Origin of the sequence: Burkholderia sp. SJZ089 (assembly GCF_007828315.1) — a bacterium.
GTDB lineage: Bacteria > Pseudomonadota > Gammaproteobacteria > Burkholderiales > Burkholderiaceae > Burkholderia > Burkholderia gladioli.
The window spans coordinates 250,583-274,159 of the sequence record NZ_VIUM01000009.1; the positions used below are offsets into that span (position 1 = coordinate 250,583).

A 23,577-nucleotide genomic window follows, 5' to 3' on the forward strand; every position below is an offset into this window, starting at 1 on the left:
CGCTATTCGCGGCCGGATCGACAGGCCGCGAGCTTCAGCCTCGAGCTCACCCCACCAGCAGCGTCTTCGGCTCCAGGTAGGCGGCGATCCCCCACTTGCCCATTTCGCGGCCGAGCCCCGAATGCTTGAAGCCGCCGAACGGCGCGCGCGGCTCGTGGTTCAGCGTGTTGACCAGCACCCGGCCCGAGTCGATGCGCAGCGCCACCCGTTCGCAGCGCTCGCGATCCTTGCCGAGCACCAGCGCGCTCAGGCCGTAGCGCGTGTCGTTGGCGATCGCGATCGCGTCCTCCTCGTCCTCGTAGGCGATGATCGACAGCACCGGCCCGAAGATCTCCTCGCGCGCGATGCGCATCGCGTTGTTCACGCCCGAGAACAGTGTCGGCTTCACGTACCAGCCCGCCTCCAGCCCGTCGGGGCGACCCTCGCCGCCCGCCAGCAGGCGCGCGCCCTCCTCGCCGCCGAGCCTGATGTAGCCCTGCACGCGCTCCCATTGCTTGCGGCTCACCATCGGCCCGATCTCGGTATCGGCCTCGTGCGGGTTGCCTGACTTGATGCCCGCCACGGCCGCCGCGGCCAGTTGCTCGAACTCGGCGAGCCGCGCGCGCGGCACCAGGATCCGCGTGCCGGCCACGCAGGCCTGGCCGCTGTTCATGAAGCCGGCCTGCAGCACCAGCGGCATCACCTCGGCGAAATCGGCATCGTCGAGCACGATGGTGGGCGACTTGCCGCCCAGCTCCAGCGTGACGCGCTTCATGCCTTCCGCACCGGCCTCCACCAGGTGCTGGCCGACCGCCGACGAACCCGTGAAGGAGATCTTGGCGACGCGCGGATCGCGCGCGAAGGTCTCGCCGACCACCTCGCCGCGACCGTTGACGATGTTGAACACGCCCGCCGGCAGCTCGGCCGCGTGCAGCGCCTCGATCACCACGCGGGTTTGCCAGCCGCTCATCTCGCTGGGCTTGATCACCGCCGTGCAGCCGGCCGCCAGCGCGGTGGCGAGCTTGTTGCAGATGAAACCGGCATTGCTGTTCCAGGGCGTGATCAGCGCGGCCACGCCCACCGGCGTCATCACCACGCGTGCCGCGCCGGCCTGCTCCTCGAACGGATAGGCCTCCAGCGTCTCGATCGCCTGCTGGACCGTCTGCGCCGGGTACTGGGCCATCCAGCGCGCCCGCGACGAGGGCGCGCCGTATTCGCCCACCACCGCCTCCAGCAGTTCGTCCTCGCGCGCCACCAGTTGCGTGTGGATGCGACGCAGCGCGGCCAGCCGTTCCTGCCGCGTGGTGCCCGACCAGGCCGGGAAGGCCGCGGCGGCCGCGGCGATCGCGCGGCGCGCGTCCTCCTCGTCGCCGAGGCGCAGTTGCCCGTTCACCTGCCCGCTGCTCGGGTCGACCAGGTCGAACCATTCCTCGCCATGGGGCACCACGAATTCGCCATTGATGTAGCTGTGCTCGATCCTTTGCATCTGCCTTCTCCGTCTGGTTGGGCGACGCCGGGACGGCGTCGTCTTGCATGGAGTCGAGTGTAGGGATTCGGGACTATTCCGATAAGCCGTCCTATCATGCATGGGTTATCCCGAAAAAAAGGACGATCGATGCATCGCACCGGCCTGACCGAACTCGAGGTGGTGCTGGCCGTGGCCCGCCTCGCCAGCTTCCGCGCCGCCTCGCGCGAGCTGGGGATGTCGACCACGGCCGTCAGCGCGGCGGTGGCCGGGCTCGAGGCGCGCCTGAAGGTCCGCCTGTTCAACCGCTCGACGCGCAGCGTGGCGCTGACCGATGCCGGCCAGCGCTACGTGGAGCGCGTCGCGCCGGCGCTGGCCGAGATCCGCCGCGCCGACGAGGAAGCCGGCACCGGGCCCGACATGCCGAGCGGCACGCTGCGCCTGAACGCCCCGCCCGAAACCGCCACCATGCTGGTGCAGCCGCTGCTGGCCGAGTATCTGCGCCGTTATCCGCAGGTGCGCGTCGACGTGGTCAGCGACCTGCGGCTGATCGATATCGTCGCCGACGGCTTCGACGCGGGAATCCGGCTGGCCGAATCGGTGCCGCAGGACATGATCGCGGTGCCGCTGACCGACGAGATCCGCATGCGGGTGGTCGCCACGCCAGGCTACCTGGCGCGCCACGGCACGCCGCGCGAGCCGGCCGAGCTGGTCGACCACCAGTTGATCAGCATGCGGCTGGGGCGCGGCGTCTATCACTGGGAGCTGGAGCGCGCGGGCCAGAAGTTCGCGGTCAACGCGCCGATGCGGCTGGTGTTCAGCGACTCGCGCGCGATCCGCCAGGCCACCCTGGCCGGGCTCGGGCTGGGCTTCCTGAGCGACTGGTTCGTCAGCGAGGATCTCGCGCGCGGCGCGCTGGTGCCGGTGCTGGACGACTGGTGCCAGCCGTTCGGCGGCTTGCGGCTGTATTACCCGGGGCGGCGCTTCGTGCCGGCGCGCTTGAGGGCCCTGATCGAGCTGGTGCAGGAACGGCGCGCGAACGGGTTGCCGGTGTTTTCGGAGAACTGGACGGCCGCGCCTTGGGAGGCGGGTTGAATATCGCGCGCCCATGAAAAAAGCCGCGAACCTCACGGTTCGCGGCTTTGTCGTTCAGGCTTCGGCCGCCGAAACCGGCCGCGCCCAAGCTGAAGCTCAGAGCTTCGAAGCCACCCAGGCCTGCACGCCCGCCAGCGCGGCCGGCAGGTTCGCCGGCTCGGTGCCGCCGGCCTGGGCCATGTCCGGCCGGCCGCCGCCCTTGCCGCCCACCTGCTGGGCCACGAAGTTGACGAGTTCGCCGGCCTTGACCTGCTTGCTCGCCTCGGCCGTCACGCCGGCGATCAGGCTGACCTTGCCGCCTTCCACCGCGGCCAGCACCACGGCCGCGTGCTTGAGCTTGTCCTTGAGCTTGTCGACGGTTTCGCGCAGCGTCTTCGAATCGGCGCCGTCCAGCGTGGCGGCCAGCACCTGCACGCCCTTGACGTCGACGGCCTGCTGCGCGAGCTCGTCGCCCTGGCTGGAGGCCAGCTTCGACTTCAGCGCGGCCAGCTCCTTCTCGAGCGACTTGACCTGGTCCTGCACCTGACCGATGCGCTGGGTCAGTTCCGCCGGCTGCGCCTTGAGCATCGAGGCGGCCGTGTTCAGGCGCGCGTCGAGCTCCTGCACGTAGCGCAGGGCGTTGTCGCCGGTGATCGCCTCGACGCGGCGGATGCCGGCGGCCACGCCGCCTTCCATCACGATCTTGAAGAAGCCGATGTCGCCGGTGCGGCGCACGTGGGTGCCGCCGCACAGCTCGCGCGAGAAGCCCAGGTCGAGCACACGCACCTCATCACCGTACTTCTCGCCGAACAGCGCCATCGCGCCGCCCTTCACCGCCTCGTCGTAGGACATGTTGCTGACGATGCCCGGGGAGTTGGCGAGGATCTCGGCGTTGACGATCGCCTCGACACGGCGGATCTCGTCGTCGCTCATCGGCGCGTTGTGCGCGAAGTCGAAACGCGTCTTGTCGGCGTCGACCAGCGAGCCCTTCTGCTGCACGTGGCTGCCCAGCACCTCGCGCAGCGCCTTGTGCATCAGGTGGGTGACCGAGTGGTTGCGCTCGGTGCGGGCGCGGCGCGCGGCGTCGATCTCGGCGCGCAGCGTGTCGCCCACCTTCAGCGTGCCCTGCTCGACCGTGCCGTGATGGCCGATCACGTCGGCCTGCACCTTCAGCGTGTCCTCGACCGCGAAGCGCGTGGCCGCGTTGGCCAGCACGCCCTGGTCGCCGACCTGGCCGCCCGATTCCGCGTAGAACGGCGTGTGGTCCAGCACCACCACCGCCTGCTCGCCGACCTGCGCCTGCTGGACGGCCGTGCCGCCCACGTAGAGCGCGACGATCTTCGCATCGTCGAAGGCGACGTCCTCGTAGCCGTGGAAGGTGGTCTTGGCGCCCGAGTATTCGAGGCCCTGGGTGGCCTTGAACTTGCCGGCCGCGCGCGCCTGCTCGCGCTGGCGCGCCATGGCGTCGTCGAAGGCCGGCTCGTCGACCGTCATGCCGCGCTCGCGGCAGACGTCGGCCGTCAGGTCCAGCGGGAAACCATACGTGTCGTGCAGCTTGAACGCCAGTTCGCCGTCGAGCTGCTTGGCGCCCTTGGCGTCGAGCTCGGCCAGCGCCGCGTCGAGGATCGTCATGCCGTGCTCGATGGTCTCGAGGAAGCGCTCCTCTTCCTGGCGCAGCACGTCGGTCACGCGGCCTTCGGCTTCCTTCAGTTCCGGATAGGCGCCGCCCATCTCGGCCACCAGGTCGGCCACCAGCTTGTGGAAGAAGGCGCCCTTGCGGCCCAGCTTGTAGCCGTGGCGGATCGCGCGGCGCACGATGCGGCGCAGCACGTAGCCGCGGCCCTCGTTGCCCGGGATCACGCCGTCGACGATCAGGAACGAGCAGGCGCGGATGTGATCGGCGATGACTTTCAGCGAATTGTTCGTCAGGTCGGCCACGCCCGTCTCGCGCGAGGCGGCCTTGATCAGGGTCTGGAACAGGTCGATCTCGTAGTTGCTGTGCACGTGCTGCAGCACCGCCGCGATCCGCTCCAGGCCCATGCCGGTGTCGATCGACGGCTTCGGCAGACGCGTCATGTTGCCTTGCGCGTCGCGGTTGAACTGCATGAACACGAGATTCCAGATCTCGATGTAGCGATCGCCGTCTTCCTCGGGGGATCCCGGCGGGCCGCCCCAGACGTCCGGGCCGTGGTCGTAGAAGATTTCCGAGCAGGGGCCGCAGGGGCCGGTGTCGCCCATCTGCCAGAAGTTGTCCGAGGCGTAGCGCGCGCCCTTGTTGTCGCCGATGCGGATGATGCGCTCGGTCGGCACGCCCACTTCCTTGGCCCAGATGTCGTAGGCCTCGTCGTCGTCGTGGTAGACGGTGACCCACAGCTTTTCCTTGGGCAGGCCGTAGACGCTCGTCAGCAGCTCCCAGCTGTAGTGGATCGCGTCCTTCTTGAAGTAGTCGCCGAACGAGAAGTTGCCCAGCATCTCGAAGAAGGTGTGATGGCGCGCGGTGTAGCCGACGTTCTCGAGATCGTTGTGCTTGCCGCCCGCGCGCACGCTGCGCTGCGAGGTGGTCGCGCGCGAGTACGGACGCGATTCGGTGCCGAGGAACACGTCCTTGAACTGCACCATGCCCGAATTGGTGAACAGCAGGGTCGGGTCGTTGCCCGGGACGAGGCTCGACGAACGGACGATCGTATGACCCTTCGATTCGAAGAACTTGAGGAATTTCTCGCGGATTTCGGCGGCTTTCATAGCGTGCGGGAACGGTCCTGCCAGACTGGCTCTGTGGCTATCGGCGCCGTGCGCCGGGGGGATCGGGCGCACGGCGGCTGGTTTCTGAAACGATCGATTATACGGGATCGCGACCCGGGGGCGGCAGGCCCGCGCCGGCGGGGGCGGAACGGCGTCGCGCGGGCGGACGGCCCGGGATGGCGCCGGCCGGCGGGCGCCTCGCGACGGGGCGGGCGCTTCGCGCCCCGTTTGCCGGCGCGCGGCGGCCCAGAGCGGCACGGAACAGCCCAGAGCGGCGCCGCGCCCTCGCCTGGCCCCGCTTTCACGCCGCCGGGGCGGGAATCGCTTTAAGATGCAGCGATCGCCGCCCGGGCGCCAAGGCCCGGGCCCTGCCAGTTCCGAGGGAGACAGACAGCAGATGGGAGCATTGAGTCATATCCGCGTTCTCGACCTGAGCCGCGTGCTCGCCGGCCCGTGGTGCGCGCAGACGCTCGCCGACTTCGGCGCCGACGTGATCAAGATCGAGCGGCCCGGCGCGGGCGACGACACGCGCCACTGGGGGCCGCCCTACCATCGCGCCGCGGACGGCAGCGACACGCGCGAAGCCGCCTACTACCTGGCGGCGAACCGCAACAAGCGCTCGGTGACGGTGGACATCGCCAGCCCGGAAGGCCAGCGCGTGATCCGCGAGCTGGCCGCGCAATGCGACGTGGTGATCGAGAACTACAAGGCCGGGCAGTTGAAGAAATACGGCCTCGACTACGCCAGCCTGCGCGAGCTGAAGCCGGACCTGATCTACTGCTCGGTGACGGGTTTCGGCCAGACCGGCCCCTATGCGCACCGCGCCGGCTACGACTTCATCATCCAGGGCCTGGGCGGCTTCATGAGCATCACCGGCGAGCGCGACAGCGAGCCCGGCGGCGGCCCGCAGAAGGCCGGCGTGGCGATCGCCGACCTCGCCACCGGCCTCTATTCCTCGGTGGCGATCCTCGCCGCGCTGACGCATCGCGACCGCACCGGCGAAGGCCAGTACATCGACATGGCCCTGCTCGACGTGCAGGTGGCCCTGCTCGCCAACATGAACACCAACTACCTGGCCAGCGGCCAGCCGCCGGTGCGCTGGGGCAATGCCCACCCCAACATCGTGCCCTACCAGACCTTCCAGACCAGCGACGGCTGGATCATCGTGGCGGTCGGCAACGACGGGCAGTTCCGCAAGTTCGTGGAGGCCGGCGGGCGCGGCGAGCTGGCCGACGACGAGCGCTTCGCCACCAATCCCGCGCGCGTGCGGCATCGGCCGATCCTGGTGCCGATCCTCGCCGAGATGACGCGCACGCGCGGCAAGCACGAATGGATCGCCGCGCTGGAGGCGGCCGGCGTGCCCTGTGGGCCGATCAACGACCTGGCCGAGGTGTTCGAGAACGAGCAGGTGGTGGCGCGTGACCTGCAGGTGGAACTGCCGCATCCGAGCGGCGCGCCGGTCAAGCTGGTGCGCAATCCCGTGAAGATGAGCGCCACGCCGCCCGAGGCGCGCAGCGCGCCGCCGCTGCTGGGCGAGCATACCGAGGCGGTGCTGCGCGAGCTGCTCGGCTACGACGAGGCCGCGATCGCGGCGCTGCGCGACAAGGGCGCCGTCTGAGGCGCGGGCGGCGCGACCGCGGCCGCCATGAAAAACGCCGGGACACGCATTCGCATGTCCCGGCGCCTTGCGTCGATGGTGAACCCACCGCGAGCGGCCGCTCCCTCGACGTCACGTGTCATTGCCCGGCGTCGCCGCCGGTTTCTCCCTGATGCCTGTTGCTGCTGTTCGACCTTGCCGTCTGATGGTCTTCATGCCGCCGTTGCGGGCGTCATGGGCGGTTTCCCGGCCGTCGACCGACGCGCAACGGCGGCCTGGAAACCTTGGATTCGGCCCGGCGCCCTCGGGGCACCGGGCCGGAATCACTCGAAGCGATCGATCCGCCGGGCCGGCGGCGCTCAGGCGCCAGCCAGGCCCGGCCCGCGATCAACGATGGACGTTCGCGCCGACGATGCCGCCCGCGGCCGCGCCGGCCACGGTGCCGATCGGCCCGCCCGTGACGAGATAACCCAGCGCGCCGCCGGCGGCCGCGCCGATGCCGGCGTTGCGCTGGGTGCGCGTCATGGTGCAGGCGCCGAGGCTGGCGACGACGAGTGCGATCACGGTGGTGCGAACCAGGAAATGCGTCTTTTTCATTTGAATGTTCATATCGAATCCCTCCTCAGCTCATGCGGCTTGGAACCGGGTGAGCGAATCTTATGAAGCCGCCGAGCGCCCGCCAACGCGTTTTACCTCCCGTTACGACTGATACAGGCGGCCCGGCGCCGGGCCGGCGCTCCTCACCCGCCGCCCGGCTCAGGTAGAATCGACGGTTTCAGGCGGCGCAACCGGCGCGCGCCCACCTTTCTTCCTGTTCCCGCATGAGCACCGAACGCAACGACGCCCCCGCGGCATCCAATTTCATTCGCAACACCATCGACGACGACAATCGCTCGGGCAAATGGGGCGGGCGCGTCGAGACGCGCTTCCCGCCGGAGCCGAACGGTTATCTGCACATCGGCCATGCGAAGAGCATCTGCCTGAACTTCGGCGTGGCGCGCGACTATGGCGGCGTCTGCCATCTGCGCTTCGACGACACCAACCCGGAAAAGGAAAGCGTCGAGTACGTGGACTCGATCGTCGACGCCGTGCAATGGCTCGGCTTCGAGTGGCAGAAGGACGGCCGCGATCACACGTACTTCGCCAGCGACTACTACGACAGGCTCTACGAATACGCCGAGCTGCTGATCACGCGCGGCAAGGCCTACGTGGACAGCCAGAGCGCCGAGGAAATGCGCGCCAACCGCGGCTCCGCCACCGAGCCCGGCACGAACTCGCCGTTCCGCGAGCGCCCGGTCGAGGAGAACCTCGACCTGCTGCGCCGCATGAAGGCCGGCGAATTCCCCGAAGGCGCCCATGTGCTGCGCGCGAAGATCGACATGGCCTCGCCGAACTTCAACCTGCGCGACCCGGTGATCTACCGGATCCGCTACGCGCATCATTACCGCACGGGCGACAAGTGGTGCATCTATCCGATGTACGACTACACGCACTGCATCTCGGACGCGCTGGAAGGCATCACGCATTCGCTGTGCACGCTCGAGTTCGAGGATCACCGCCCGCTGTACGACTGGGTGCTGAACGAGCTGGCCGAGGCCGGCGTGTTCACGCGTCCGCTGCCGCAACAGATCGAATTCTCGCGCCTGAACCTGACCTACGCGATCACCAGCAAGCGCAAGCTGCTGCAACTGGTGACCGAGAACCACGTGGACGGCTGGGACGACCCGCGCATGCCGACCATCGTCGGCATCCGCCGCCGCGGCTTCACGCCCGAGAGCCTGCTGCTGTTCTGCGAGCGCATCGGCGTGACCAAGGTCGATTCCTGGATCGACATGGGCGTGCTGGAAGGCGCGCTGCGCGACGATCTGGACGAGAAGGCGCCGCGCACCGTGGCCGTGCTCGACCCGCTCAAGCTGGTGATCGACAACTACCCCGAAGGCCAGACCGAGGACTGCACGGCGCCCGTGCATCCGCATCATCCGGAACGCGGCGTGCGCACCTTCCCGATCTCGCGCGAGCTGTGGATCGAGCGCGAGGACTTCCAGGAAGTGCCGCCCAAGGGTTATTTCCGCCTGTTCCCGGGCAACAAGGTGCGGCTGCGCTACGGCTACGTGATCGAGTGCACGGGCTTCGACAAGGACGAGCAAGGCAAGGTCACCGCCGTGCATTGCAACTACTTCCCGGACAGCCGCTCGGGCACCGAAGGCGCGAACAACTACAAGGTCAAGGGCACCATCCATTGGCTCAGCGCGGCCGCGGCCGTGCCGGCCGAGGTGCGGATCTACGACCGCCTGTTCCGCGAAGCCCATCCCGATGCGGGCGGACGCAACTATCTCGAGGCGCTGAACCCCGACTCGAAGAAGATCATGCAGGCCTATGTGGAACCGGGTACCGAAAGCGCGGCTCCCGAGGCGCGCTACCAGTTCGAGCGTCATGGCTACTTCGTGGCCGATCGCCATGATTCGAAGCCGGGCCAGCCGGTGTTCAACCGGATCGTGCCGCTGCGCGATAGCTGGGGCGGGAAGTAAGCGCCCAGTGCGTGGATGAACGAAAAATACCCGGCTTCGGCCGGGTATTTTTTTGCGCCTGCTTCGGTGGCGCGGGGAGAATCACCGGCAATCTCAGCCCGGCAAATCCCGATGCAGGTCCGCCAGCGACAGCGTGGTGGCGAACACCTTCGCCAGGCTGCGGCTCGCGTACTGCCTGACCTCGTCCAATTCGACCCAGCGGAACGCGTCCATTTCGGGGATCGACGCGCCGGTGGCACGGCTCGGGAACATCGAGGTGCAAATGCAATGGGAGAGATCGGTTTCGTCGGCACGCAGGCGCGCCGCGAACAGGTAGAGATCCTTGTCGGGACGGTAGAGGAAGCGGCCCAGGTCGACCAGCCGCTCGGCCGCCAGCGCGATGCCGGTTTCCTCGAACAGCTCGCGAAGGGCGGCTTCGCGCTCCGATTCGCCGGGATCGTGATGCCCCTTCGGGATATCCCAATGCGACGTCTCGGTTGCGTGCGCAAGCAACAGCCGCCCTTGCGGGTCGAGCAGCACGACCCCGCACGACAACACGCGCGGGGCGTGCGATGGCCGCCTGCCGGCCATCGTCGTCAACGCTTCTGGAATTGCCAGTTGCCCGCCGCCGTCTTGCAGTAGCGCGGACGCAGCGTCATCGACTGACCCTTGGCATTGATCTCGACGGCGATCTCGCGGCAGCTACGGCCATCCTGCTCGGCGGTGGTGGGGGTGAGCTTCGCCTCGATCGGCGTGCCGCGGCCATCGTTGCTCCAGGTGGTGGTTTCGCCGTCCTTGCCCTCGTCGCGGGCCTGGTAGACGGCCTTGGTCAGCGAGGCGCGATCGGCCTTGCTGAAATAGGCCATCGGCGTGTCGCTCAGGAAGTTCAGGTTGCTCTGCGCCTGCGCGCCCAGCGCGGTGGCGACGAGCACGGCGCCGGCCAGCGCGCGTGCCACGTTCGGGAGAGATGCCCGCATCGTCTTGTTCTCCTTGGAATGGGATTGCCGGACGGGATGCGCCGCACTGCCTGCTGCACGCACATCCCGTCGGCGAGCATATCATGCCCTCCCGCCCCACCCCGGCTCAGCGCGCCGCGACCTTCTGCTGCTGCGCATCGGGCCGGTAGCCGTCCGTGAGCGTGTGCAGGAAGGCGATCACGTCCTGGATCTCCGCCTCGCTGAGCGCCGGCTTCTCGCCTCGCTTGCGATCGAAGGGCGGATCGGTATTGATGTTGGCCCAGTAGCGCTTCGGCAGATCGTCATACTTCTGCACCACGCCGTGACGCACCGGATAGAAGCGCTCGGGGTTGGTATCACGCTGCACGTAGAAACGCAGCACCTCATCGAGCGAGTGATAGATGCCGTTGTGGAAGAAGGCCTTCTTCAGCACCACGTTGCGCAGCGTCGGCGTGCGGAATATGCCGCAGAACTCGTCCTCGCCCTTCAGGTCCTGGCGCTCCGGCCCGCAGGCGCCCAGGTCGTGGAACTTCGGATCCTTGTTGACCGCCAGCTCGCGATTGCGCGGCACGCCCAGCGCAATCAGGCCGAAGTCGCTGAACTGCGGCGGCGAGCCGTCGAGCGCGCGCTGGCTGATATGGCAGCTCGCGCAATTGCCCTTGCGTTCGTCGTTGAACAGTTCGAGGCCGCGCATCTCGGCGGCCGTCAGCCTGGCCTTGTGGTCGAGGAAGGCGTCGTACTTGCTGGTGTAGGGCGTGAAGACTTCCGGCGTCTGCTCGTAGGTGCCGAGCGCCTGCAGCACCGCGTTGAAGGTGGCCATGTCGTCGGACAGCACCTTGTCGCCGAAGGTCGCGCGGAAATCCGCGAGATAGGACGCGGCACGCACCGCGCTGGCCACCTTGGTCGGCGTGCTGTTCATCTCGAAGCGCGTGGTCAGCGGAATGCGCGCCTGCTGCTCGCCGCGATCGACGCGGCCATCCCAGGTCAGACCGCCGGTCGGGCCCGCATCGACGCTCTCGTCGCCCTCCTCGTCCGAATCATGGAAGTGCCGCGTGAAAGGCGGCACCTTCTGCAGATACATCAGCGTCGGCACGGCGCGGAAACCCTGCTGATGGAGATCGTCGCCGCCCAGTTGCACCGACAGGCCGTTAGGCGAACCGAAAGCATGGTCGGGGCTGTGGCAGGAAGCGCATGCCAGCCTTCCGGAACCCGAGAGCGCCGGATCGAAAAACATCTGCTTACCCAGTGCTGTCATTTTCTTGACAGCGGCATAGACCTGCGCACGCGTCTGCGGCTGGTTAGCCACCACGATCTCGTTGCCGGCCGCTTGCGACGCGCCGGCCTGCGCCGTCGATCGCGAGGCGGCCGATGCCGCGGCGGCCTGGTCGCCCGCGGCCTGCGGCGCGCGCGAATCGCAGGCGCTCAGCAGGCTGGCGAGCGCAAGCGAGACGATCGCGACCGCCCGGACGGCGAAGGGGTGGCGATCCGGCCAAGGCCGGGCGAGGTCTTCGTGCAGGCTGCGCATGTCGATCCGAAAGGCAAGAAAGGAAGGCGCGAGCGTATGTCAGTCGAATGTCAATTCCGTGACTGTGAGTAGATATGAAAACGAAAGCTGCACTACATTTCGCTGTCAAATGTCGCTTACATAATCCGATCGACTGGCTGTCATTCGTTGTACGGGGGATCGGCCGGTTCCTACGGTACATGTGCGACTAGAGAGACAAGATGAAGAAAACTTTGACCCGCGTAACGCTCATCGCGCTCGCCGCAGCAGCCTTCCTCGCGGGCTGCGGCGGCGACGACGTCACGACCGCGCCGTCCGGCGGCAACAACAACGCCACGCCGCCTGCCGCGCAGACGCTGTCGTCGGTGAAGAACATCGTCGTGATCTACGCGGAAAACCGCAGCTTCGACAACCTCTATGGCGCCTTCCCCGGTGCGAACGGCACGGCCGACCTGAAGGCCTCCGATACGATCCAGCTCGACCGCGACGGCACTGTGCTCGCCACGCTGCCGAAGATCTGGGGCGGCCTGACCGCCGCCGGCGTGACGCCGGCCGTGACCGAAGCGATGACGGCGAACCTGCCGAACCAGCCTTTCGCGATCGACGATCCGAACGGTTTCAACACCGCGCTGAACGTGACGACGCGCGACCTGTATCACCGGTTCTACGAGAACCAGATGCAGATCAACGGCGGCAAGAACAACATGTTCGCGGCCTGGGCGGATTCGGGCGGCCTGGTGATGGGCCACTACAACACCGATTCGTCGAAGCTGCCGCTCTGGAAGATCGCCCAGCAATACACGCTGGCCGACAACTTCTTCATGGGCGCGTTCGGCGGCTCCTTCCTGAACCACCAGTATCTGATCTGCGCCTGCGCGCCGTTCTATCCGAACGCGAACACCAGCCCGGCCTCCAAGTCGATCTCGGCCGTGAACGCCGACGGCGTCTCGCTGACGGTCGACACCGCCAACTCGCCGGCCTCGGCGCTCAACGGCGCACCGAAGTTCGTCAACTCGGGCAACCTGACGCCGGACTTCTTCGCCGTCAACACCATGCAGCCGCCGTACCAGCCGAGCGGCAACAAGGCGCCGAGCACCGACCCATTGCTGGCCGACCCGAGCGTGGCCACCACGCTGCCGCCGCAGACCGCCACCAACATCGGCGACCTGCTGAGTGCCGCCAACGTCTCCTGGGCCTGGTACAGCGGCGCGTTCGGCGCGGCGCTGACGGCCTCGCAAGGCGGCACGCCGGCAGCCGCGGCCGACGGCACGACGATCGCCAAGGCGAACTTCCAGTACCATCACCAGCCGTTCAACTACTTCAAGAACCTGGCCCCGGGCACCACGGCACGCGCCACGCACGTGCTCGACGGCGGTATCAACGGCACGGAGTTCATCAAGGCGATCGACGCGGGCACGCTGCCGGCGGTGAGTTTCTACAAGCCGCAGGGCAACCTGAACGAGCACGCCGGCTACACCGACGTGGCCTCGGGTGACGCCCACATCGCGGATGTCATCTCGCACCTGCAGAAGAGCCCGCAGTGGAACAACATGGTGGTGGTCGTCACCTATGACGAAAACGGCGGCTTCTGGGATCACGTCGCGCCGCCGAAGGGCGACCGCTGGGGCCCGGGCACGCGGATTCCGGCACTGGTCATTTCGCCGTACGCGAAGAAGGGTTTCGTCGACCACACGCAATACGACACCGCGTCGATCCTGCGTTTCATCACGCGCCGCTACAACCTGCCGAAGCTCGACGGTATCAAGCAGCGCGACGACGCGCTGGTGAAGAACGGCGGCACGGCGATGGGCGACCTGACGAACACGCTGACGCTGTCGACCAACTGAGTATCACGGTAAAGCAGCGATTGACCCGTTGGTCGCGGCTTTCGAGTGATTGGGCGGCTTCGGCCGCCCTTTTTTCATGATTGTCCGGATTCGACGCCGGGCCGGGTCAGAGCAATTGCTGGGCCGACAGCGCGAGCAGCAATCGTTCGATGCCAATGCCGAACCCGGCACCTTCGCGATACGCCCCACCGCCGGCGATCTGCTGCTGCGCTCCCAGTTCCCGGCAGCGAATCTCGAACCCTTGCCCGTTCAGGTAGTAGCTGATACCTCGTCGCGCAGCCCGGTCGAGTTCGTAGCGAAGCCCCAATGAATCCAGGAAGCCGATGGCCATTTCCTGGCTGCATGTCGATGCGCGCTCCAGGTCGGTGCCCAGGCATTCGAAACCGAGCTGGGTGAATTCGCGGTAGCGCCCGGCTTGCGGTCGTTCGTAACGGTAACAGCGCGCAACATAGAAGAAGCGCCGCTCGGGCCGGCCGGCCAGCAATTCCCGGCGTCTCTCCTGGAACAGGGCCGTGGCTTCCGGAATCAGGCAACAGGGACGACCTTTCTTGTCGGGGAACGCCCACATCTGATCGATGATCTCGCTGCCTCCGGCCTTTTCGATAAAAGTATCCTGCGACCACAGTGCCGGGACGATCGCTTCTTCAGCGCCAGCCTCAATGAAGGTAGCTCCGGAAACGGGTCTCGAGATTGCGGATCTGGGCGGCGTCCTTGCCGACCACGAAGCGGGTGCCGCGAAGCATGCTCATGTTTTTCTCCGTATGAAAATAAAAAAGGCGCCGATGGCGCCTTGGTTTCGTATCAGCCGGGCGGGACCGCTTGGATCCCGCTCCAGTGTCATGGACGTAACGAACCACGGCGCGATGAAAGGCGGCCGTGATGGTGATGCAGTCGAGTGGGTACGTTACGAAGTTCCATGTCGGCAATACTGACACAAGAGCGGCGGGCTGTGAACTGCTCCGAATTCCGACAATGAAGCGGCGTCGGTCGCTATAACTGCCGCTCGATCGCTGCCTTGTCGATAACCGACCAGACCTGCCGGATCCTGCCGTCGTGGAATTCATAGAAGACGTTTTCCGTGAAAGCGACGCGCTTCCCGTTCACGGGCAGGCCGAGGAAGGTACCGATCGGCGAGCAGTCGAAATGCAGGCGGCTGGCGATACGAGGCGGTTCGCACACGAGTAATTGAATCTCGAAGTGCAGGTCCGGGATCTCGCGGAAATCTCTCTCCAACATCTTGCGATAGCCGGACAAACCGATGCGCTGGTCGTTGTGGATCACCTTGTCGCCGACGAACATGCCCAGGCGTGACCAGTCCTGCTGGTTCAGGCAGGCGATGTAGGCGCGGTAGGTTTCGGATAAAGAGAGTTCAGTCATCGTCGTCCGTGCTTCCTGAATAGGTTGATTAGAGACGCTCTACTCCACGCCTCGCGATCTGGCTCGATACTCCGCATGACGTACCGCGAGTGCCTCTTTCGAGGGCCACTCGGCTTCGGCGGCTGGCAGACGCAGGACTCGTCCATTCAACACGCCATAATCGCCAGCCCTCAAGCTTTCATCGAGCACCACGCGATATGTCGTCGGATCGATCGACAACAGCCCCATGTCGAACAAGGTGTGCAAGTCACCACGCAACAACAAACCATTCGCGACATGATTGGTTTCGGGGCCGCGATACGCGACGATATGGGCCGCCTCCAGGACGGGCTGCACCTCGCATCCGCTAATCGCACAACGGCCATCGTAAGCGCTCAACAATGCTCGACGAAATGCCGGCTGGCCTTGGCGCCGAACGATCGCGCGATTGATGCGGCTGCGCGCATCCTCGATGCCGCTGGGGTCGAAATCGCCGCTGGCCTGTACCTCCCGCTCCGCGACCGCAAGTTGTGGATCATTGCGTTGAAGCGAGAAGGACGCAGGCCGCTCACCATGGTGAGCAACGTAGCGGAACGCGCCCTCGTAGCGAAACCCGGCCCCCTCGTACTCGTATTTTTTCTTTCGATAGAACAGCAAAACCTCGAGACCGCGTTGAGCGTGCTCGATGATGAGCGAGTCGGTACGACCAGCAGTTTGCCCCTGCCAACTCAGTAGATCGCCTTCGAGCTTATCGACGTATTGGGTTCGATCCTCGGTCTTTTTCTCCGTCACGAACAGCAGCACCGAGGTAAAACCCGCCGGTCGAAACACGCCATTGTTGATCGTGGAGTCCTGGGTATCGAGGATCCCGCGCAAGGCATCGCGTGTGTAAACCCGCCCGGCCTGCAGCAGGTCGGAAACGCGAGTGGATACATCGATTCCTGCAATGTCGGCGTCGAGGGAGTCTTTAAGCATCGTCATGGTGGGCCTAGCGTGTCGCCGGCTCGTCTTTTTATCTCGAAATTAGGGCGAAGCTTGGCGGATTCTAGGACGATTCGCTACCCGCTGTCTCGGAAATGGAATGGAATCTTAGGGATATCAGCCCACTGCCGGCACCCATCCCATCAGACCGACTCGCGGTGGACATGCCCCGCCGTGCTACGAGGGAATACCAGCAGCACGGCAAAACCACCCGCCTCCGGCACCGCGAACGACACTTGCCCGCCGTGCGCGTCCATCACCTCCTTCACGATCGCCAGCCCCAGCCCCGAGCCATCGCGTCGCTCGGCGCCCTTGCCGTCGAGACGCACGAACGGGCGCATCACCGCGTCCCAATGCTCGCGTGGAATGCCAGTGCCGTTATCGGTCACGGTCAGAATGAGTTGCTCGGCCGTGCCATCGATGGTCACGACGATCTGGTTCGCCATGCCGTGATGCAAGGCATTGTGCAGCACGTTCGAGAGCGCCTCCTGAAGGCTGATCGCATCGCCGTCGATCGTCGCGTCGGCGAGCCGTGCATCGAGCGACACCTGCACGTCGCGCTCGTCGGCGAGCGGGATGGTGCGGCCCAGCACCTCCTTGGCCAGCGCCACGAGGTCGATCGGCTGCAACGGCACGACTTCGGTACGATGAATCACCATCGCGTGATTGAGCAACTGCCCCGTCAGGCGCCCCACGTCGGAACAGGTCGCGCGCAGCGTCTCGAGCCGCGCGCGCTGGCGCGCCGCGTCGGACTCGTTGCTGAGCATCTCGATCTGCGCGTCGAGCCGCGCCAGCGGCGTGCGCATCTGGTGCGCCGCGTCGGCGATGAAGCGCTGCATGGTGGCCACGCGCTCGCCGAGCCGGCGCATCAGGCCGTTGATCGCGCCGATGATCGCGGCGATCTCGCTCGGCGTATCGATCACCACCGGCCGCAGGTCGGCCGGATCGCGCGCCGCGATGATCGACTCGATCTGCGCCAGCGGCGAGAGCCCACGCCGGATCGCCAGCGCGCTGGCGCCAATCGCGAGCGCCGTCATCAGCACGATCAGCGTCCAGACCTTGATGCTCATGTCGTTGGTCAACTGCTCGCGCGCATGCGTGGTCTGCGCCACCGTCACCAGCGCCCAGCCGGGCACGCGCTCCTCGGGCATGTGGCGCGCGATGGTGGCGATGCGCACCGGTTGCTGCTGGTAGCGCGCCGTCGCGAACCGGGTGCCGCGCTGCGCGGCAGCGACGTCCGCCGCATCGGGCAGGTCGCTGTAGCCCGCCACCACCACGCCGCGCGAATCGACCACCTTGTAGTAGACGAGGTCGTAGCGCGACAGCGTCGACAGCGCGGCCACCGGCGGATTGAGCGCGAGCACGCCGCCCTGCACGTAGAGATTCTCGGCCACCTGGATCGCCGCGCCGGACAACAACTGATCGTAGGCGCGCTCGGCCGCGACGCCGGCGTAATAACGCGCGATCAGCGACAGCGCGGCCGCGCCCGACACCACCACGCAGGCGATGAACAACAGCGTGCGGCCGAACAGCGTCTTCGGAAACCAGTCAGCGCGTCGCAATCTGGTAGCCCATTCCGCGTGCCGTGCGAATCTCGACGTCACTGCCCTGCAGCTTCCTGCGCACGCGCGTCACGTATTGTTCGACCGCATTCGCGGAGGGTTCGCGGCCGAAGCTGAACAACTGGTTCAGCAGTTCGTCCTTGGAGAACACGCGCTGCGGCCGGCTGGCGAGGATTTCGAGCAGCGCGAACTCCTGGCGCGACAGCGGCAGGGGCTGGCCGTCGAGCTCCGCGAGGCGGCTGCTGCGATCGATCGAGAGCGCGCCGAAGCGCAGCACGTCGCTGGCGTGGCCGCTGTTCCGGCGTAGCAGCGCCTGCACGCGCGCATCGAGTTCGCGATAGTCGAACGGCTTGACCAGGTAGTCGTCCGCGCCCAATCCCAGCCCGCTGACGCGATCGTCGATCGCCGAGCGCGCGGTGACCAGCAGCACCGGCGTGGTGCTGCCCGAGGCGCGCAGCCGGCGCAGGATCGCGAAGCCGTCCATCGACGGCAGCATCACGTCGAGCACCACCAAGTCGAACGATTCGACGCCCAGCAAGCTCGAGGCGGCCGCGCCGTCGCGCTCGAGATCGACCGCGTGGCCGAGCCGCGTGAGACGGCTGCCGATCGCCTCGCCGATCTCGGCGTCGTCCTCGACGACCAGAATGCGCATGGTTGAAGTCCTGCCGATTAGGGAAATTACGGGTAATCCCGAGGATGGGATGTCAGCATTTTCTCAGACTCGCTCGCTAAGCTCCATGCCAGTTCATACACGGGCCCGAACGGCCCTTCCGGAGGAGACCTGCACGATGCAGCGTGCCCACGCGCCAGCCGATTCGCGTTCAACCGCGGTGGCCGCCCTCGAGGTGGCCCGCGCAGACGCGCGTTCGCGAGCGTGCAGGCCGGCATGTGTGCCGTCTCCTCGGTCCTGCGTCGCGGGGCGTGCCTGATGACGAAAGCCTCGCCGCGTCGCCGCGCGTTGCTGGCTGGCGGCATCGGCGCCGCGCTGGCGCCGCTCGTCTCCCGCGCCTTCCCTTTCCCGCTGTCCAGCCCGCCAACCGTCAGGATTTCGAAAGGTTATGGCGTGCTCTATCTGCCCCTGCTCGTGATGGAGCGGCAGCGCCTGTTCGAGGCGCACGCGCGGCAACGCGGGCTCGGCAAGGTACAGGTCGAATGGGTGCTGCTCGACGGCGGCAACTCGGTCAACGACGCGATGATGGCCGGCACGCTCGACTTCGCCGGCGCCGGCGCGCCCGGGTTCATCGAGCTGTGGGCGCGAGCGCGCGGCATTCCCAACGTGGAGGTGATCGGCATCAGCGGACTGTCCTCCACCTCGCTGTCGCTGAATACCAATCAGCCACATATCCGCACGCTCACCGATTTCACGTCCGAGGACCGGATTGCCGTGCCCGGCATCCACACCTCGCTGGCGGCCGTGATCCTGCAGATGATCGCCGCGCAGCAACTGGGCATCCGGCGTTTCGCGCATCTCGACCCGATCACCGTGAACCTGCCGCATCCGCAGGCGATGGACGCCCTGATCCACCGTGAAGGCGGCGTGACCGCGCATTTCGCCTCGCCGCCGTTCTCGACGCTCGAATTGCGGCAGCCCGGCATTCACCGCGTGATCGATGCCGTCCAGGTGCTCGGGCCGCTCACGCTCGACGTGATGTTCGCGCCGAAGCGCGTGGTCGATGCCGAGCCCGGCCTGGCGGCGGCCTTCATCGGCGCGCTCGACGAGGCGAACCGGTTCATCGCCGCGAATCCGCGCGAGGCGGCCGCGATCTATGTGTCCTCGTCCGGCGTACGCGTGTCGCCCGACGACGTGATCGCGATGCTCGGCATGCCGGAAACACGCTTCTCCGTGGTGCCTGACCGGCTCATGGAGTACGTCGATTTCCTTCAAGGCGTGGGCACTATCAAGACTCGCCCGGCCAATTGGAGCGACATGTTCACCGCCCAGCTCGGCGCCTACCAGGCGCGCTGAACTGGCTTTTTTTTCGTTGCATCCGCAGCTTTCAGCAAGACGTATCAAACAGGAGTCCAGCGTGACCATTGCCTCCCCCCCTATCGCTGCCGCCGGTGAAGAGCAGCGCGTGATGTCGAAGATCGCATGGCGCCTGATGCCGATCCTCGTCGTGATGTTCCTGATCTCGTTCATCGACCGCCAGAACGTCGGCTTCGCCAAGCTGCAGATGGTGCATAGCCTGAACATGTCCGAGGCCGCGTTCGGGCTGGCCTCGTCGCTGTTCTTCATCGGTTACCTGCTGTTCGAGGTGCCGAGCACGCTGGCGCTGCACAAGTTCGGCGCGCGCGTCTGGCTCGCGCGGATCATGCTCACCTGGGGGCTCATCACGGTGGCGATGGGCTTCACGACCTCGAGCCCGGTGTTCTCCGGGCTGCGCTTCGTGCTCGGCGTGGCCGAAGCCGGGTTTTATCCCGGCGTGATCTATTACCTGACGCTGTGGTTCCCGCAGAGCTACCGAGCTCGCGTGCTGGGGATCTTCACGCTCGGCAGCGCGCTGGCGAACATGCTCGGCTCGCTGGTGGGCGGCTGGCTGCTGAGCCTCAGCGGCGTAGGCGGCCTGGCCGGCTGGCAATGGGTGTTCATCGCCACGGGGCTGCCCGCCGTGGTCGTCGGGATCGCGGTGTTCCGCCTGCTGCCGACCTCGTATCGCGAGGCGCGCTTCCTGTCGGAGAACGAGAAGCAGATCGTCGGGGCCGCGCTGGAACGCGAGGCGCCGCCGCATGCCGAGCATTCGCAGCCGTGGAAGGCGCTGCTCGATCCGCGCGTGATGCTGTTCGCGGCGACCTACATGATGATGTCGACCTCGCTGTACGGCGTGACCTACTGGCTGCCGACCATCGTCAAGTCGTTCGGCGTATCGAGCACCACGAACGGTTTCCTGAGCATGCTGCCCTGGGCGCTGGCCGTCGTGCTGCTGATCTGGCTGCCGCCGAAACTCAAGCGCGCGAAGAGCCTGCTGCGGACCATCGGCATCGTGGCGGTGCTGGGGGCGATCGGCTTCGTGCTGAGCCTCGTGCTGCCGACCACGCCGCTGCGCTTCGTTGCGCTGGTGCTCGGCGGTGCCTGCATCCCCTTGATCTATCCGTGCTTCTGGTCGATGCCGCCGCGGTATTTCACCGGTGCCCGGGCCGCGGCCAGCGTGGCGGCGATCAACTCGATCGGCAATCTCGGCGGTTTCTTCAGCCAGAACCTGATGCCGCTTGCCGGGAAGCTGACGGGCACGGCGTTCGGGCCGATGATCGTGCCGATCGTTTGCTTGAGCATTCTCGGCGTGGGAGCGTTTATCGGCTGGGCGCGATCGGAGCGGTCGATGGCGGTTGCGCTTCAGGATTGAGGTAGCGCGCTGCAATACAGCGCCGGTTTGAAGCCATCGATCCGCGAGGATCGATGGCTTCGTCGCTTTTCGATCGGGCTTTCGATACGGTCAGCATCGCCTCATCTTGATCACGCGCGAAATCTGCGCAAGCGTGAAGCTGCTGTTTTTCACGTACGCCACGTAGTCGGCGGGAACGGTCAGCGAAGCGGCCACCACGTAGTCGCCGGCATAGCGAAATCGGTCCGATGCGGTTCGCAGGAAGATCGGAACCGGCTCCGTCTGCCGCGCCAGCGTGCGCCCCGCCGCGCGCGCCGATGCGCTGCCGTCGCAGACGATGACGTCGGGCGCGTGGGGATTCAGGTCCTGCCGCAAGCGAGCGGCGACGACCTTGCCGACCTTCACGGGCAGGAATGCCTGCTTGCTTCCGCCCGTGATCCTGCGAATGTCTTCGCTTGAATACTCTTTTCCGATTTCGAACATGGTTGACTCCCGGATATGGCGTCATGCAGCGGCGCCGCAACGCCAATCCGCGAGATCGTAGCGGCGCATTTCTAAAATCGGTGTAAAGACAGTGACTATCAGGGTTGCCGGCGCGTAGCTTCGACGGTCTTCAGCAGCGATTGCAGGCCGCGCCAGCCCCAGTACACGCGATGATGGACGATCAGGCCGTGTTCGATGTCCATCGCTTCGACCAGGTCGGTCTGATCGCCCGAAGGCGTGTCGCGAGGATATTCCCAGATAAGTTGCTTGCCGTCGGTGTGGAAGACGTCGGTGCGATACCAGTGCGCGAAGGCGCCGGACAGCTTGCGGAAGCCCTCGGAGAAGAATCCGCGGATGGCTTCGCGTCCGTCGAGAATACCGGTTTGATTCCCCGGTTCCACGAACAGGATCGTCGGTGACTCGAAACGCGCGTGCTCGGCGTAGAGCGACATCAGGCCGTCGAGGTCGCGCTCGACGATCGATTTGTGCCACTGCCGGTGGATGTGTGCGATTTGTTGAGGGGTGGAAGTCGCGGTGCTCATGTCGGGTCCTGTGCGAAAGTGTATGCGCAAGATCCGAGCTTACGGGTAGTGGATGGGGGAATGTTTCAGGCTCTGATGAAACGAGTCCGCTTGCGGGAGACAGCCGCTCGACGCGGCATCGCTCTGCAGTTTATCCAGCCCGGCAAGCCACAACAGAACGCGTACATCGAGCGTTACAATAAAACGGTTCGATACGACTGGCTCGCCCATTACCTCTTCGAGACCGTGGCCGACGTTCAGGAGTATGCGACGAAGTGGCTGTGGTCATACAATCACGAACGCCCGAACACGGCCATTGGCGGCGTACCGCCGAAACAGAAGTTGCTTATCGCGCCATAACCTCTACTTCTGACCGCCGTTAAAAACGGGGGGACTACCCGGTAGCCACGTTAGGGAATTGGACCCGACGTAATCTGCTCTCGAGCAGCGCGCCAAAGACAGGTGGTCATGACGCGCTTGCCAAGCGTGCGACACGCCCGATCAGCGAGCTTGAGGCAGAGAACAGCCGGCTGCGTAAGGAACTGGCCAGCGCGAAACTCGATATCGAAATTTTGTCAAAAGCGACGGCGTACTTCGCGAAGGGGTCGCGGTGACGTACGCCTGGATCGACGATCACCGCGACCGGTACAGCGTCACCCGACTATGCCGGATTCCGGGCGTTTCGCGTAGCGGATATTGCCAGTGGCGCGTCCGTCCACCCAGCGCAAGGGCGCACGCGAACGCGGCCCTGGATGCGCAAGTCGCGGCCATCCATCGCAAGCATCGAGGCGCGTATGGTCGCCCGCGTATCGTGCGGCAATTGCAAGCTCAGGGTAGCTCGGCGAGCGAGGAGCGCGTGCGGCGTAGCTTGCAGCGCCAGGGACTGCGTCCGGTCTACAGGCGTGCCTGGCGGGTCACAACGGACTCGACGCACAGCCTTCCCGTAGCGCCGAACCTGCTCGATCGTCGTTTCGACGGCTGGCAGCCCGATCGCGCCTGGGTCAGCGACATCACGTTTGTCAGGACCGGGGAAGGCTGGCTGTATCTCGCGGCGATTCTCGATCTGGCGAGCCGGCGCGTCGTGGGCTGGTCCATGTCCGAACGCATCGACGCCGAGCTGGTTTGCCAGGCACTGCGCAGCGCGTGCTGGCAACGCAAACCGGCACCGGGACTGCTATTACTACTCGGACAGAGAGGCGCAATATGCAAGCCGGGCCTACCGGAAGCTGGCCGCCGGATTCAGGACAACGATCTCCATGTGTCGTCGTGCCAATGCGTGGGACAACGCCGCGATGGAAAGCTTCTTCAAGACCCTGAAAGTCGAGAGGATCTACCAGGTCCGCTACGAAACGCGAGCGCAGGCTCGCTTGGATATCGTCGACTGGATCGAAGGCTATTACAATCGCGAGCGCCTGCATACCTCGATCGGCTTTCTCACGCCTGTCGCCTACGAGGCCGCGATGATCGCAGCGTGATCTGCTGTACGTGGAAACGAGGCAGGGTCAGTACCGATCTGGTCGCAGCAATAGAACATCACCCGCGCATCGCCCTGCGCCACCGGCACCCGCTGCAGCGGATCATCCTCCGGCCGATACCGATCCCCTTCGCGCGCAACCGGCGTCTCGATCCCCTTGACCGGCGCCGTCACATACTGCGCCAGCGGCACGAATCACTCAAAGCTCG

Annotated in this window: 20 protein-coding genes and 2 pseudogenes; 8 read left to right on the top strand and 14 right to left on the bottom strand. The window is 66.1% G+C overall.

Translation table 11 applies throughout. The features are described 5' to 3' along the window. Positions 1 to 46: 46 nt before the first annotated feature. Positions 47 to 1,465, bottom strand: a complete 1,419-nt coding sequence (locus tag FB600_RS18940) for an aldehyde dehydrogenase family protein (protein ID WP_145757180.1) — start codon at positions 1,463 to 1,465, stop codon at positions 47 to 49. Positions 1,466 to 1,594: 129 nt separating this feature from the next. Here FB600_RS18940 and FB600_RS18945 point away from each other — a divergent pair, with 129 nt between their 5' ends. Beyond that, positions 1,595 to 2,539 (top strand): LysR family transcriptional regulator, encoded by a 945-nt coding sequence (locus FB600_RS18945; protein ID WP_145757179.1) that lies wholly within the window; start codon positions 1,595 to 1,597, stop codon positions 2,537 to 2,539. A gap of 96 nt (positions 2,540 to 2,635) precedes the next feature. On the opposite strand, the gene alaS is transcribed toward FB600_RS18945, so the two are convergent. Then, the gene (gene alaS, locus FB600_RS18950) at positions 2,636 to 5,260 is read right to left on the bottom strand and encodes an alanine--tRNA ligase (RefSeq protein ID WP_098181048.1); all 2,625 of its coding nucleotides are present in this window, start codon (positions 5,258 to 5,260) and stop codon (positions 2,636 to 2,638) included. A 397-nt stretch (positions 5,261 to 5,657) separates the two neighbouring features. Here alaS and FB600_RS18955 point away from each other — a divergent pair, with 397 nt between their 5' ends. Beyond that, positions 5,658 to 6,878 carry a CaiB/BaiF CoA transferase family protein gene (locus tag FB600_RS18955; RefSeq protein ID WP_096749208.1) on the top strand — a complete coding sequence of 407 codons (1,221 nt, stop codon included), beginning with the start codon at positions 5,658 to 5,660 and terminating at the stop codon, positions 6,876 to 6,878. A gap of 366 nt (positions 6,879 to 7,244) precedes the next feature. Here FB600_RS18955 and FB600_RS18960 read toward each other — a convergent pair whose 3' ends face one another. Continuing rightward, a complete protein-coding gene (locus FB600_RS18960) occupies positions 7,245 to 7,454 on the bottom strand; it encodes an ornithine acetyltransferase (RefSeq protein ID WP_025099792.1) in 210 nt (69 codons plus the stop codon). 224 nt (positions 7,455 to 7,678) lie between these two features. Between FB600_RS18960 and FB600_RS18965 the strand changes: the two genes are divergently transcribed. Continuing rightward, positions 7,679 to 9,385 (top strand): glutamine--tRNA ligase/YqeY domain fusion protein, encoded by a 1,707-nt coding sequence (locus FB600_RS18965; protein WP_096749209.1) that lies wholly within the window; start codon positions 7,679 to 7,681, stop codon positions 9,383 to 9,385. A 93-nt stretch (positions 9,386 to 9,478) separates the two neighbouring features. Here FB600_RS18965 and FB600_RS18970 read toward each other — a convergent pair whose 3' ends face one another. The 3 genes from FB600_RS18970 to FB600_RS18980 form a co-directional block, all read right to left on the bottom strand. Then, positions 9,479 to 9,955: an NUDIX domain-containing protein gene (locus FB600_RS18970; protein ID WP_013697687.1), complete on the bottom strand. Its 477-nt coding sequence runs from the start codon at positions 9,953 to 9,955 to the stop codon at positions 9,479 to 9,481. 5 nt (positions 9,956 to 9,960) lie between these two features. Beyond that, positions 9,961 to 10,341 (bottom strand): hypothetical protein, encoded by a 381-nt coding sequence (locus FB600_RS18975; RefSeq protein ID WP_029950839.1) that lies wholly within the window; start codon positions 10,339 to 10,341, stop codon positions 9,961 to 9,963. Positions 10,342 to 10,447: 106 nt separating this feature from the next. Beyond that, positions 10,448 to 11,845, bottom strand: coding sequence for a cytochrome-c peroxidase (locus FB600_RS18980; RefSeq protein ID WP_145757178.1), 1,398 nt, complete (start codon positions 11,843 to 11,845; stop codon positions 10,448 to 10,450). Positions 11,846 to 12,045: 200 nt separating this feature from the next. Between FB600_RS18980 and FB600_RS18985 the strand changes: the two genes are divergently transcribed. After that, a complete protein-coding gene (locus FB600_RS18985) occupies positions 12,046 to 13,671 on the top strand; it encodes an acid phosphatase (protein ID WP_096749211.1) in 1,626 nt (541 codons plus the stop codon). Positions 13,672 to 13,777: 106 nt separating this feature from the next. Here FB600_RS18985 and FB600_RS18990 read toward each other — a convergent pair whose 3' ends face one another. The 5 genes from FB600_RS18990 to FB600_RS19010 form a co-directional block, all read right to left on the bottom strand. Further along, entirely contained in the window at positions 13,778 to 14,362 is a 585-nt protein-coding gene (locus FB600_RS18990; RefSeq protein ID WP_096749212.1) for an ATP phosphoribosyltransferase regulatory subunit, read from the bottom strand. A gap of 299 nt (positions 14,363 to 14,661) precedes the next feature. Further along, on the bottom strand, positions 14,662 to 15,048 hold the full coding sequence (locus FB600_RS18995; RefSeq protein WP_145757177.1) for an ester cyclase: 387 nt from the start codon (positions 15,046 to 15,048) through the stop codon (positions 14,662 to 14,664). A 39-nt stretch (positions 15,049 to 15,087) separates the two neighbouring features. Next, entirely contained in the window at positions 15,088 to 16,008 is a 921-nt protein-coding gene (locus FB600_RS19000; RefSeq protein WP_145757176.1) for an HNH endonuclease, read from the bottom strand. Positions 16,009 to 16,151: 143 nt separating this feature from the next. Then, a complete protein-coding gene (locus FB600_RS19005; RefSeq protein WP_096749214.1) occupies positions 16,152 to 17,570 on the bottom strand; it encodes a sensor histidine kinase in 1,419 nt (472 codons plus the stop codon). Next, positions 17,557 to 18,222: a response regulator transcription factor gene (locus FB600_RS19010; RefSeq protein WP_017918850.1), complete on the bottom strand. Its 666-nt coding sequence runs from the start codon at positions 18,220 to 18,222 to the stop codon at positions 17,557 to 17,559. Before FB600_RS19010 ends, FB600_RS19005 begins: the two co-directional genes overlap by 14 nt. A gap of 276 nt (positions 18,223 to 18,498) precedes the next feature. Here FB600_RS19010 and FB600_RS19015 point away from each other — a divergent pair, with 276 nt between their 5' ends. Together FB600_RS19015 and FB600_RS19020 are read left to right on the top strand one after the other, a co-directional pair. Then, positions 18,499 to 19,536, top strand: a complete 1,038-nt coding sequence (locus FB600_RS19015) for an ABC transporter substrate-binding protein (protein WP_096750621.1) — start codon at positions 18,499 to 18,501, stop codon at positions 19,534 to 19,536. Positions 19,537 to 19,648: 112 nt separating this feature from the next. Then, positions 19,649 to 20,911 carry an MFS transporter gene (locus FB600_RS19020; protein WP_042286633.1) on the top strand — a complete coding sequence of 421 codons (1,263 nt, stop codon included), beginning with the start codon at positions 19,649 to 19,651 and terminating at the stop codon, positions 20,909 to 20,911. Between the two features lie 90 nt (positions 20,912 to 21,001). Here FB600_RS19020 and FB600_RS19025 read toward each other — a convergent pair whose 3' ends face one another. Further along, positions 21,002 to 21,373 (bottom strand): hypothetical protein, encoded by a 372-nt coding sequence (locus tag FB600_RS19025; protein WP_017918853.1) that lies wholly within the window; start codon positions 21,371 to 21,373, stop codon positions 21,002 to 21,004. 98 nt (positions 21,374 to 21,471) lie between these two features. Further along, a complete protein-coding gene (locus tag FB600_RS19030; protein ID WP_017918854.1) occupies positions 21,472 to 21,915 on the bottom strand; it encodes a nuclear transport factor 2 family protein in 444 nt (147 codons plus the stop codon). A 102-nt stretch (positions 21,916 to 22,017) separates the two neighbouring features. On the opposite strand from FB600_RS19030, the pseudogene FB600_RS19035 reads away from it, so the two are divergent. After that, a pseudogene (locus FB600_RS19035) lies at positions 22,018 to 22,254 on the top strand (integrase core domain-containing protein); the annotation flags it as partial. Between the two features lie 134 nt (positions 22,255 to 22,388). Beyond that, positions 22,389 to 23,369, top strand: a pseudogene (locus FB600_RS19040) (IS3 family transposase); the annotation flags it as partial. Here FB600_RS19040 and FB600_RS19045 read toward each other — a convergent pair. Further along, positions 23,342 to 23,560: a hypothetical protein gene (locus FB600_RS19045; protein ID WP_186024533.1), complete on the bottom strand. Its 219-nt coding sequence runs from the start codon at positions 23,558 to 23,560 to the stop codon at positions 23,342 to 23,344. The pseudogene FB600_RS19040 and the gene FB600_RS19045 sit on opposite strands and share 28 nt — an antisense overlap. Between the last annotated feature and the right edge of the window lie 17 nt (positions 23,561 to 23,577).

Excerpts from the sequence above, each read along its gene's own strand:
- FB600_RS18940 (WP_145757180.1), bottom strand. The coding sequence starts at position 1,465 with ATGCAAAGGATCGAGCACAGCTACATCAATGGCGAATTCGTGGTGCCC.
- FB600_RS18945 (WP_145757179.1), top strand. The coding sequence starts at position 1,595 with ATGCATCGCACCGGCCTGACCGAACTCGAGGTGGTGCTGGCCGTGGCC.
- alaS (WP_098181048.1), bottom strand. The coding sequence starts at position 5,260 with ATGAAAGCCGCCGAAATCCGCGAGAAATTCCTCAAGTTCTTCGAATCG.
- FB600_RS18955 (WP_096749208.1), top strand. The coding sequence starts at position 5,658 with ATGGGAGCATTGAGTCATATCCGCGTTCTCGACCTGAGCCGCGTGCTC.
- FB600_RS18960 (WP_025099792.1), bottom strand. The coding sequence starts at position 7,454 with ATGAAAAAGACGCATTTCCTGGTTCGCACCACCGTGATCGCACTCGTC.
- FB600_RS18965 (WP_096749209.1), top strand. The coding sequence starts at position 7,679 with ATGAGCACCGAACGCAACGACGCCCCCGCGGCATCCAATTTCATTCGC.
- FB600_RS18970 (WP_013697687.1), bottom strand. The coding sequence starts at position 9,955 with ATGGCCGGCAGGCGGCCATCGCACGCCCCGCGCGTGTTGTCGTGCGGG.
- FB600_RS18975 (WP_029950839.1), bottom strand. The coding sequence starts at position 10,341 with ATGCGGGCATCTCTCCCGAACGTGGCACGCGCGCTGGCCGGCGCCGTG.
- FB600_RS18980 (WP_145757178.1), bottom strand. The coding sequence starts at position 11,845 with ATGCGCAGCCTGCACGAAGACCTCGCCCGGCCTTGGCCGGATCGCCAC.
- FB600_RS18985 (WP_096749211.1), top strand. The coding sequence starts at position 12,046 with ATGAAGAAAACTTTGACCCGCGTAACGCTCATCGCGCTCGCCGCAGCA.
- FB600_RS18995 (WP_145757177.1), bottom strand. The coding sequence starts at position 15,048 with ATGACTGAACTCTCTTTATCCGAAACCTACCGCGCCTACATCGCCTGC.
- FB600_RS19000 (WP_145757176.1), bottom strand. The coding sequence starts at position 16,008 with ATGACGATGCTTAAAGACTCCCTCGACGCCGACATTGCAGGAATCGAT.
- FB600_RS19010 (WP_017918850.1), bottom strand. The coding sequence starts at position 18,222 with ATGCGCATTCTGGTCGTCGAGGACGACGCCGAGATCGGCGAGGCGATC.
- FB600_RS19015 (WP_096750621.1), top strand. The coding sequence starts at position 18,499 with ATGACGAAAGCCTCGCCGCGTCGCCGCGCGTTGCTGGCTGGCGGCATC.
- FB600_RS19020 (WP_042286633.1), top strand. The coding sequence starts at position 19,649 with ATGTCGAAGATCGCATGGCGCCTGATGCCGATCCTCGTCGTGATGTTC.
- FB600_RS19025 (WP_017918853.1), bottom strand. The coding sequence starts at position 21,373 with ATGTTCGAAATCGGAAAAGAGTATTCAAGCGAAGACATTCGCAGGATC.
- FB600_RS19030 (WP_017918854.1), bottom strand. The coding sequence starts at position 21,915 with ATGAGCACCGCGACTTCCACCCCTCAACAAATCGCACACATCCACCGG.